The following is an 11,655-nucleotide window of genomic DNA, read 5'->3' on the forward strand; positions in this document are numbered from 1 at the left end:
TTCCCGCCGCGCCTTCAGGCCGGGCGTGGACGGTGACGGCGCGCCGGTCGTCGGCATCGGCGGCGCCCACGCGGACCTGGATCTGCACTGCGCCCTGTTCCGGCAGCACGAGCGGCGTGGCGAGGGTGAGTGCCTCGATCCGTGCGCAGCCGAACTCATCACCGGCCCGGATGGCCAACTCCACGAAAGCGGCTCCCGGCACCAGAATCCGGCCCATCACCGTATGGTCGGCCAGCCACGGGTGCGAGGCCAACGACAGGCGACCGGAGAACACCACGCCATCCGAATCCGCCAGAGGAACGGACGCACCCAGCAACGGGTGCTGGGCCGAGGTCAGCCCCAGGCCCGTGGCGTCCCGGATCGCCGTCGGCGCCGAAGGCCAGTACCGTTGGTGCTGGAATGCGTAAGTGGGCAGCTCGACTCGGCGCGCGCCTGTGCCCGCGAAGTACGCCCGCCAGTCGACGGGCACACCCCTCACGTACATCTGCGCCAATGCGCTGACAGCCGCGGTCTCCTCCGGCCAGTCCTTGCGCAGCGCCGGGACGGCGACGGTGCCATTCGGCGCCGAGTTCCCGACCAGCGCCGAGAGCACCCCGTCCGGGCCCAGTTCCAGGAAGGTCCGTACCCCCTCGTCGGACAGGGTCCGGACCCCGTCAGCGAACCGTACGGTCTCACGGACGTGGCGTACCCAGTACTCCGGTGAGCACAGTTGAGAAGCGTCTGCCGGTCGGCCGGTCAGGTTCGACACCACCGGCATCGTGGGCTCGTGGAAGGTGAGTTCCCCGACCACCGTACGGAACTCGTCCAGCATCGGATCCATCAGCGGCGAATGAAACGCGTGCGAGACCCGCAAACGGCTCGTCCTACGATCCTCGAAACGCCCGGCGACCTCCAGCACCGCCGATTCCTCACCGGACAACACCACCGACAACGGCCCGTTCACCGCCGCGACCGACACCCGATCGGACAGCAACGGCACGACATCGTCCTCAGTCGCCTGCACCGCCACCATCGCCCCACCGGGCGGCAGCGCCTGCATCAACCGACCCCGCGCCGACACCAGCCGACAAGCGTCCTCCAACGACAGCACACCCGCCACATGCGCCGCCGCCACCTCACCAATCGAATGCCCCGCCACAAAGTCCGGCCGCACCCCAAACGACTCGACCAACCGGAACAATGCCACCTCGACCGCGAACAAGGCAGGCTGGGCCCACCCGGTACTGTTCAAGGCCTCCGAATCGGCACCCCACATCACTCCCCGCACCAAATCACCAAGGTGCGCCAATACCTCATCCAACGCCTCCGCGAACACCGGGAACCGGCCATACAACTCCCGGCCCATACCCAGCCGCTGCGCACCCTGCCCCGAGAACACCACAGCCAACGGCCCGTCCCCGACAACACCACGCGCAACCTCATACACACCATCCACGACCACACCCGCAGCCGCCAGCAGCACCGCCCGGTGCTCGAACGCGGACCGGCCCGCCGCCAGCGAAAACCCGACATCCAACGGACCACTGCCGTCCGTAGCGGAGGTGAGCCGCTCCACCTGGGCATCCAAAGCGACGGCCGTCCGCCCCGACACCACCCACGGCACCACGCCAGGCACCACCGACGGCTCCTCGACCCGCTGCTCCGGCGACGACGCCTGCTCCACAATCACGTGCGCGTTGGTGCCACTGACGCCGAACGACGAGACGCCCGCCCGGCGCGGATGTTCCGAATCCGGCCAGGCGGTGGTGTTCCGCACCAGCTCGACATCGCCCACCGTCCAGTCGACGTGCGACGACGGAGCATCCACGTGCAGGGTGCGCGGCAGCACCCCATGCCGCATCGCCATGACCGTCTTGATCACACCCGCGACACCCGCCGCAGCCTGCGTATGACCAATATTCGACTTCACCGACCCCAACAACAACGGACGGTCCCGGTCCTGCCCATAGGTAGCCAGCAGCGCCTGTGCTTCGATCGGGTCGCCGAGCGTCGTCCCGGTCCCGTGCGCCTCCACCGCATCGACATCCACCGGTGAGAGCCCGCCACTGGCCAGCGCCTGCCGGATCACCCGCTGCTGCGAGGGACCATTCGGTGCGGTCAACCCATTCGACGCGCCATCCTGATTCACCGCGCTGCCCCGCACCACGGCGAGTACCGAGTGCCCGTTCCGCTCAGCATCGGACAACCGCTCCAACACCAGCATGCCGACACCCTCACCCCAGCCCACACCATCAGCCGAGTCCGAGAACGCCTTGCAACGCCCGTCCGGCGCCAATCCGCCCTGCCGCGAGAACTCCACGAACGTCGTCGGCGTGGACATCACCGTCACACCACCGGCCAACGCCAACGAACACTCACCCCCACGCAACGCCTGCGCCGCCAGATGCAACGCCACCAACGACGACGAACACGCCGTATCAACCGTCACCGTCGGACCCTCAAACCCGAGCGTGTACGACACCCGGCCCGACGCCACACTCGGCGCACTGCCATTGCCCCGGAACGCCTCGAACTCGTCGCCGGTGAGCAAGGTCCGGTAGTCGTTGTACATGACCCCGGCGAACACGCCGGTCCGGCTGCCGCGCAGCGACACCGGATCGATGCCCGTGCGCTCGATCGCCTCCCACACCGTCTCCAGCAGCAGCCGCTGCTGCGCGTCGGTCGCCAGGGCCTCGCGCGGGCTCATCCCGAAGAAGTCGGAGTCGAACTGCGCAGCCTCGTGCAGGAAGCCACCGGCACGGGTCGACGAGGTCCCGGGGCGCTCGGGGTCCGGGTGGTAGAGCCCGTCCGTATCCCAGCCTCGGTCCGTCGGGAATTCCGACACCGCGTCCACGCCTCCGGCCACCAGTTCCCATAGCTGGTCGGGGGACGAGACCCCGCCCGGGTAGCGGCACGCCATGCCCACGATCACCACCGGATCGTCGGCGACCGGCACCGGCGCGCTCACCGGGCCCTCTGCCACCGCCTCTGCGGGCCCGGCGGAGAGCTCCTGGCTCAGGTGGTCGGCAAGTGCCTTCGGCGTCGGGTAGTCGAACACCAGGGTTGCCGGGAGCCGCAGTTCGGTCGCCGCACTCAGCCCGTTGCGCAACTCGACGGCCGTGAGCGAGTCGAAGCCCAGGTCGCGGAAGGCCCGCACGGGATCGACCGTTGCCGGGCTTTCGTGGCCGAGTACCAGCGCGACCTGGCCGCGGACCAGCTCCAGCAGCGCCGCGTCACGGTCCGGACGGCTCAGTCCGGCCAGCCGGTCGGTCAGGCCGCCACCACCACCGCCACCGTCACCCACATTGACGGTCGGGCTGGTGGCGCGGCGAATCGGGGTGCGTACCAGGCCCCGCAGCACCGGTGGGACCTCCCCGCGCGCACGCAGGGTGGGCAGGTCCAGCCTGATCGGGAGCACCGCGGACCTGCCGGTGGCCAACGCGGCGTCGAACAGGGCCACGCCTTGTCGGGCGGTCAGGGGCGGGAAACCCGAGCGGCTCAGGCGGGCTCTGTCGATCTCGGTCAGACCGCTGGTCATCCCGCTGCCGTCGGACTGGGCCCACGGGCCCCACGCCAGCGATACCCCGGGTAGCCCGAGGCTCCGGCGGTGCTCGGCCAGGGCGTCGAGGAAGGCGTTCGCGGCAGCGTAGTTGGCCTGCCCCGGCCCGCCCAGGGTACCGGCGGCGGAGGAGAACATCACGAACGCCGACAGGTCCAGGCCCAGGTCACGCGTCAGTTCGTGCAGATGCCAGGCCGCGTCGACCTTCGGCCGCAGTACGGCGCCGACGCGTTCCTCGGTGAGGGCGCCGACCACGCCGTCGTCGAGCACCCCGGCGGTGTGCACCACGGCGGATACGTCGTGCCGGGTCAGCAGCTCCGCGAGGGCGGGGCGGTCGGCGACGTCGCAGGCCACGGTATGTACCCGCGCGCCGAGCCCGGTCAGTTCGGAGACGAGGGCCGCGGCGCCGGGGGCCTCGGCTCCACGTCGCGACGCGAGCAGCAGGTCCCGTACACCGTGTTCGGTCACGAGGTGGCGGGCCAGCACCGCGCCCAAGCCGCCGGTGCCACCGGTGATCAGGACCGTGCCGGCTTCGTCCCAGCCGGCGGCCTCGGTTCCGTGTGGCACGCGGGACAGCCGGGGGGCGAGGATCTGCCCGTCGCGGATGAGGATTTCCGGTTCCGGCACGGTCAGCGCCCACGACAGCAGTGCCCCCGGTACCGCGTCGTCGCCCGGGGTCTGATCCAGGTGGAGCAGGGTGACGCGGTCGGGGTGTTCGGAGTGCGCGGACCGCAGCAGGCCCCACGCCGCTGCCGCAGCGAGGTCACCGGGGGTCCGGGACACCAGGACCAGCCGGGAACGGGCGAACCGCTCGTCCGCCAGCCAGTGCTGTACGAGCCTCAGCGCCCGCGCGACCGTGGCGTGGACGGCGTCTATCGTGTTCTGTCCGGGTACGGGCGCGAGCTCCGCCAGCACCACGTCCGGGACCGGGTGCTCCACGAGCGCGTCCAGGTCCGCGTGTTCCTCAACGCCCGCGTCGCCATGCCGCAGAGCGTCGGCCAGGCCGTGACCGGCGGGATTCGGCTGCTGGCCGGGGCCCGGGTGGCCACCCGGCCGAATGACGGCGACGGAGCCCGCCCGGACCGCGCCGGACCCTGCCGGTACGGGCGTCCAGTCGAGGCCGAACAGCGAATCCGCGTCCACGGCCGTCGGGCCGTCGTCCAGCCGACCGTCCGGGACCGGGCGAGTGACGAAGGAGTCAACGGACGCGATCAGATCACCGGCCGTGTCGGCGATGGCGATCGACACGGCGTCGTGCTCGATCCGCGACAGCCGGGCCCGCACCGTCGTAGCCCCGGACGCGTACAGCGACACGCCTTGCCAGGAGAACGGGAGGCCGCCCTCGCTGATCGCGCCGAGATCGGCGAAGGACGAGGCGTGCTGCGCGGTGTCGAGAAGGGCCGGGTGGAGGCAGAACGCACCGGCATCCGCCGGGCCGCCCGTCTCGGCCTCCCGGGGGAGGGCGACCTCGGTGAACAGCTCGGTGCCCCGGCGCCAGGCCGCCCGCAGGCCCTGGAACGCCGGGCCGTAGGTGAAGCCCAGGTCGGCGAGGTGTGCGTAGCAGTCGCCGAGCTCGATCGGCTCGGCGCCGGCAGGCGGCCACACCGTGGCGTCGAATGCCGTTCCCGCCTCGGTCGTGCCGTCGCGCCGGCCGAGCAGGCCCGAGGCGTGCTCGGTCCACGGAGTGGCATGCGACGCCGCTTCGGTCCGTGCGTGGACCGTGATGGCACGGCGGCCGTCGCCGCGCTCGGCGCCCACGCGCACCTGGATCCGTACGGCACCCTGTTCGGGCAGCACCAGTGGCGCGGCCAGCGTGAGTTCATCGATCCGGTCGCAGCCGAACTCGTCGCCCGCGCGGATCGCCAACTCCAGGAAGGCCGTGCCCGGCACCAGAATGCGGCCGCGCACCACATGGTGGGCGAGCCAGGGATGGGACTGCACGGACAAGCGGCCGGTGAACACGGCGCCCGCGCCGTCGGCGAGCTCCACCGCCGCGCCCAGCAGCGGATGATCCGCGGCGCCCAGCCCGAGCCCGGTGGCGTCCCGGACGCGCGCGGTGCCCGAGGGCCAGTACCGTCGGCGCTGGAACACCGTGGTCGGCAGGTCCACGCGGCGCGCGCCCGTGCCCGCGAACAGTACGGGCCAGTCGACCGCCGTGGCCGTCACATGCAGCCGCGCCAGACCGGTGACGAGGGCGAGTTCCTCTCCACGGTCCTTGCGCAGCGTCGGGACGGCGACGGTGCCATTCGGCGCCGAGTTCCCGACCAGCGCCGAGAGCACCCCGTCCGGGCCCAGTTCCAGGAAGGTCCGTACCCCCTCGTCGGACAGGGCCCGGACCCCGTCGGCGAACCGTACGGTCTCACGGACGTGGCGTACCCAGTACTCCGGTGAGCACAGCTGAGAAGCGTCTGCCGACCGGCCGGTCAGGTTCGACACCACCGGCATCGTGGGCTCGTGGAAGGCGAGTTCTCCGACCACCGTACGGAACTCGTCCAGCATCGGATCCATCAGCGGCGAATGAAACGCGTGCGAGACCCGCAAACGGCTCGTCCTACGATCCTCGAAACGCCCGGCGACCTCCAGCACCGCCGATTCCTCACCGGACAACACCACCGACAACGGCCCGTTCACCGCCGCGACCGACACCCGATCAGACAGCAACGGCACGATCTCGTCCTCGGTCGCCTCGACGGCCACCATCGTCCCACCGGGCGGCAGCGCCTGCATCAACCGAGCCCGCGCGGACACCAAAGCACACGCGTCCTCCAACGACAGCACACCGGCCACGTGTGCGGCCGCGACCTCACCGATCGAATGCCCACCGACGAAGTCCGGCCGCACACCAAAGGACTCCACCAGCCGGAACAACGCCACCTCGACCGCGAACAGCGCGGGCTGAGCCGATCCGGTGCTGTTCAGGGCCTCCGCATCATCACCCCACATCACCCCGCGCACCGAGTCGCCAAGGTGCGCCAGTACGGCATCCAGCGCCTCCGCGAACACCGGGAACCGGCCATACAACTCCCGGCCCATACCCAACCGCTGCGCACCCTGCCCGGAGAACACCACAGCCAACGGCCCGTCCCCGACAACACCACGAGCAACCTCGACCACGCCCTCCTCAGAGGTCAGCAGCACCGCCCGGTGCTCGAACGCGGACCGGCCCGTCGCCAGCGAGAACCCGACATCCAACGGACCACTGCCGTCCGTAGCGGAGGTGAGCCGCTCCACCTGGGCATCCAAAGCGACGGCCGTCCGCCCCGACACCACCCACGGCACCACGCCAGGCACCACCGACGGCTCCTCGACCCGCTGCTCCGGCGACGACGCCTGCTCCACAATCACGTGCGCGTTGGTGCCACTGATCCCGAACGACGACACTCCGGCCCGCCGGGGACGTCCCGTCTCGGGCCACGCGGTGTGCTCCGCCAGCAACTGGACCGCACCGGCCGTCCAGTCCACATTGGAGGAGGGCAGCTCGGAGTGCAGGCTGCGCGGCAGCTCCCCGTGCCGCAGGGCCATCACCGTCTTGATCAGGCCCGCTACCCCGGCGGCGCCCTGGGTGTGGCCGATGTTGGACTTCACCGACCCCAGCAGCAACGGGTGTTCGCGCTCCTGCCCGTACGTGGCCAGCAGGGCCTGCGCCTCGATGGGGTCGCCGAGGGTGGTGCCGGTGCCGTGCGCCTCCACCGCGTCCACCTGATCCGCGGTGAGGTCGGCGCTGTCCAGGGCGGCCCGGATCACTCGCTGTTGCGCGGGGCCGTTCGGGGCGCTCAGGCCGTTGGAGGCGCCGTCCTGGTTGATCGCGGTGCCGCGCACCACGGCGAGCACGGGGTGTCCGTTGCGCCGGGCGTCCGACAGCCGCTCCAGGACCAGCACCCCGGCGCCCTCGCTCCAGCCGACTCCGTCGGCCGCGTCGGAGAAGGGCTTGCAGCGCCCGTCGGAGGCCAGCCCGCCCTGCGCGGTGAACGAGACGAAGATGCCGGGCGTGGACATCACGGTCGCACCACCGGCCAGCGCCAGAGTGCACTCGCCCGACCGCAGTGACTGCACCGCCCAGTGCAGCGCGACCATCGAGGACGAGCAGCCCGTGTCGACGGTGACGGCAGGGCCTTCGAGACCGAGTACGTACGACAGCCGCCCGGAGATGACGCCCGCCGCATGGCCGGTGGTGGAGTAGATCTCCATGTCCTCGCGGGCCGCAGCGACCACCTTGCCGTAGTCCTGCCCGGTGGTTCCGGCGAACACTCCGGTCCGGCTGCCGCGCAGCCGCGTCGGCGCGATCCCGGCCCGTTCCAGCGCCTCCCAGGCGGTCTCCAGGAGCAGCCGCTGCTGCGGGTCCATCGCGACCGCCTCCCGCGGCGAGATGCCGAAGAAGTCGGGATCGAACTCCGTCGCGTGGTCGAGGAAGCCGCCTTGGCGGGCGAGGCTGCGGCCGCGCCCGTCGCCGCCGAGCCTGGCCAGGTCCCAGCCCCGGTCGGCCGGGAAGTCCGACATCACGTCCCGGCCCTCGACGACCAGTTGCCACAGGCCTTCGGGCGAGGCCACGCCGCCGGGAAACCGGCAGCCGATGCCGACGATGGCGATCGGCTCGACCGCCGACGCGGCCAGCTGCTGGTTCTGCCGACGCAGCCGCTCGTTCTCCTTGAGGGAGGACCGGAGCGCTTCGATGTACTGGTTGGGGGTGTTCATGCACGTTCTCTCAGGTCGGGCGTGAGTCCGGCTGTAGCGCCGTGCGCCATGCCGTGCGTCATTCCGTGGTGGTCTCGGTTTCCAGTTTTCAGCAGGCTCTCGCCGTCGAGGTCGTCAAGGTCGTCGAGGTCGTTGTCGGGACCGGTCCGCGCGGGGGCCGCACGAGTGGTGTCGTCACCGCCGCTGTCCGCGAGTCCCAGTACCAGGTCCAGCAGTCCGGCCTTGCGCAGCCTGCTCGGCGGAATGGAAGCCAGGACCCGGCGGATCTCGGCCTCGGGGTCCTCGGCGGGCTCCCGTGTGCCGGGGAACAGCTCGGCCCCGATGTGCCCGGCGAGGGCGGTGGGGTTCGGGTGGTCGAAGACCAGCGCGGCCGGCAGGGGCAGCCCGGTCACCGCCTTGAGCCGGTTCCGTAGTTCCACCGCGCTCACCGAATCGAAGCCGAGGTCACGGAAGGCCCGGTCGGCCGGGACGGCGTCCGTCCCGGAGTGGCCGAGGGCCGCGGCCACCTCGGCCCGTACCGCGTCGAGCAGGACGCGGCGCCGTTCCGCGTCAGGCAGTTCGGCGAGGCGGTGCGGCAACGACGGCGTACCGTCCGCGGTTTTGTCCCCGGCGTCCCCGGCGTCCCCGACATCCCTTGCGTCCCCGGCCTCCCCCGCGGTGTCGGCGGGCGCCGGTTCGCGGGCTTCCGGCAGGCCGGACAGCAGCGGGCTGCGACGGGACACGGTGAAGCTGGGGGCGAACGCGGCCCAATCCATCGCCGACACCGTCATGGTGGTCCGGTCGTCGTCAAGGACCCGCTGGAGCGCGGCGATGGCCTTGGGCGGCTCCATCGGCAGAACGCCGCGCTTCGCCAGCCGTTCCACCAGGTGGGGGTCGGTGGCCATACCCGCCTCGCCCCAGGCGCCCCAGGCGATCGACGTGGCGGTCAGGCCCCGGGCACGGCGGTGTTCGGCCAGCGCGTCGAGGTAGGCGTTGCCCGCCGCGTAGCCGGGCTGTCCGCCGCTGCCCCAGGCCGAAGCGCCCGAGGAGAACAGCACGAACGCGTCCAGCCGGGCATCCGTGGTCAGTTCGTGCAGGTTGAGCGCGGCGGTCAGCTTGGGCCGCATCAGCGCGTCCAGCCGGTCGGGGGTCAACGACGCCGCTTCGCTGTCGCCGTCCGTCACCCCGGCGGCGTGTATCACCGCGGACAGCGGAAATTGGGGGAACTCGGCTGGAATGGCCGACAGCACGGCGGAGAGCGCGTCGCGGTCGGCCGCGTCGCAGGCCACGACCGTCACCCGCGCGCCCAGGCCCTCCAGTTCGGCGCGCAGTGCGGTGGCGCCCGGCGCGTCCGGGCCACGACGGCCGGCGAGCACGACGTGCCCGGCGCCGCGCTCGATGGCCCACCGGGCGAGATACGGGCCCAGACCGCCGGTGCCGCCGGTGATGAGCACGGTCCCGCGGGTACGCCACGGCCGCTCGGGCCGCGCGGAGGCGGGCTCGGCGTGGAACAGCCGACGGCCGAACGCGCCCGATGCGCGGACCGCGACCTGGTCCTCGCCGTCCAGGCCCGCCAGTACTCCGGCCAAGCGAGCGGCGGCGCGCTGGTCCAGCGTCTCCGGGAGGTCCACCAGGCCGCCCCACAGACCCGGTTGTTCGAGCGCGACGACCCTGCCGAAGCCCCACAGCGCGCCCTGCACCGGGTGGCTGACCCGGTCGTCCCGCGCGGCCGAGACAGCGCCGCGCGTGACGCACCACAGCGGCGCGCGCAGCCGCGCGTCGCCCAGCGCCTGGACCAGGGCGAGGGTCGCGGACAGTCCGCTCGGGACGGAGGTGAACCCGGAGTGCGGCCGCTCGGCGAGGCCCAGCAGCGAGAGGACTCCAGTGAACTCCGTGGCGGGGTGAGGAGAGTTCTCACCGGCATGGGCCAGTCGGGCCGCCAACTGCTCGCGGTCGGTGTCCTCGGTGGACTCCACATCGATCCGCACCACGTCCGGGCCCAGGGCGTCGAGCACCGCTTCGGCCCATGGGTCGCCCTCGCATTCGGCCGGGACCACCGCGAGCCACCTGCCGGTGAGCGGGGTGGTCGCGGGTTCCCGCAGCCGGGTCCAGTCGGCCCGGTAGCACCAGGCACCCGCGGCCGACCGCCGCCGGTACTGCTCGCGCCACGCGGACAGTCCGGGCAGCACGGCGGAGAGGGATTCCCGACCGCCGTCGGCATCGACGCCCAATTCCGCGGAGAGCGCGTCGAGGTCGCCGCTCTCCACGAGTGTCCAGAAGGCGGCGTCCTCACCGTCGGTGGCGCCGGCGGCCTGCACGCGCTCCGCTGTGGGCTCCGGCCAGTAACGCCGGCGCTGGAACGGGTAGGTGGGCAGGTCGACGGGGCGGCCGCCGCAACCGTCCGGAAGCACCGTACGCCAGTCGACCGGGAGCCCGCGCACCCAGCCCTCGGCGATCGAGGTCACGAAGCGCCGGGCGCCGCCGTCGTTCCGGCGGATCGAGCCGAGGACCACCGCCCCGTCGGCACCCGCCGTCTCGCAGGTCTCCTCGATCGCGCCGGCCAGCAGCGGATGGGGGTTCGTCTCGACGAAGATCCGGTGGCCGTCGGCCAGCAGCGACCGGGTCGCCTGCTCCATGCGCACCATCTGCCGCAGGTTCGCGTACCAGTAGTCGGCGTCCAGCGTGGCCGTGTCCAGCCGCTCACCGGTCACCGTGGAGTAGAACGGCACCCGCGAGGACACCGGGCGCAGCGACGCCAGGACGGTCAGCAGCTCGTCCCGTACGGCTTCGGCCTGCGGACCGTGGCCCGCGATGTCGGATCGCACCTTGCGGGTGCGCAGGCCCTGGGCCTCGCACTCCCGCATCAGTTCGTCCAGCGCCGCCGGGTCTCCGGAGACCACCACGGTCGAGGGCCCGTTCAGCACCGCCAGGGACAGCCGCCCCGGCCAGGATTCCAGCAGCGGGCCCACCCGCCCGGCGGGGGCGGCCACCGACATCAGGCCGCCGTGCCCGGCGAGCTTCAGCATCGTCCTGCTGCGCAGCGCGATGAGCGTGGCGGCGTCCTCGAGCGACAGGGCGCCGGCGATATGAGCCGCGGCGACCTCGCCCTGTGAATGCCCTACGACGGCGCCGGGTTCGACGCCGTGGGAGCGCCACAGTTCGGCCAGCGCCACCATCATCGCGAACAGCGCGGGCTGTACGACATCGGCCCGTTCCAGCGCTTCGGGATCCCCGGTACCGGCCAGCAGGTCGGTCAGCGACCAGTCGATGTGGGGGGGCGAGTGCGTCGGCGCAGGCGGTCACGGTGTTCCGGAAGACGCGGGAGGCCGCGAAGAGGTCCCGGCCCATGCCCCACCATTGCGAGCCCTGGCCCGGGAAGACGAACACCGGGCCGGTCTCGTTCTCCAGCGCGGTCCCGCGCACCAGGCCGGAGACGCTGCCCTGGG

The 11,655-nt window shown here is 72.0% G+C and carries 2 protein-coding genes and 2 pseudogenes; all 4 read right to left on the minus strand.

What is annotated here, in order from left to right; all coding sequences use genetic code 11:
• Window positions 1–8,230, minus strand: an 8,230-nt coding sequence (locus SSOG_RS02490) for a type I polyketide synthase (RefSeq protein ID WP_154686072.1), incomplete at its 3' end; no start/stop codon positions are given.
• On the minus strand, window positions 8,227–9,114 hold the full coding sequence (locus SSOG_RS58235; protein WP_425385462.1) for an acyl carrier protein: 888 nt from the start codon (window positions 9,112–9,114) through the stop codon (window positions 8,227–8,229). The genes SSOG_RS02490 and SSOG_RS58235, both read right to left, overlap by 4 nt.
• Before the next feature lie 69 nt (window positions 9,115–9,183).
• Window positions 9,184–11,478, minus strand: a pseudogene (locus SSOG_RS02495) (SDR family NAD(P)-dependent oxidoreductase); the annotation flags it as partial.
• Between the two features lie 16 nt (window positions 11,479–11,494).
• Window positions 11,495–11,632 (minus strand): annotated as a pseudogene (locus SSOG_RS58240) (acyltransferase domain-containing protein); the annotation flags it as partial.
• Between the last annotated feature and the right edge of the window lie 23 nt (window positions 11,633–11,655).

This window comes from Streptomyces himastatinicus ATCC 53653, assembly GCF_000158915.1.
Lineage (GTDB): Bacteria > Actinomycetota > Actinomycetes > Streptomycetales > Streptomycetaceae > Streptomyces > Streptomyces himastatinicus.

Coding starts and splice junctions, on each gene's coding strand:
- SSOG_RS58235 (WP_425385462.1), bottom strand. CDS start 9,114: ATGGCCACCGACCCCCACCTGGTGGAACGGCTGGCGAAGCGCGGCGTT.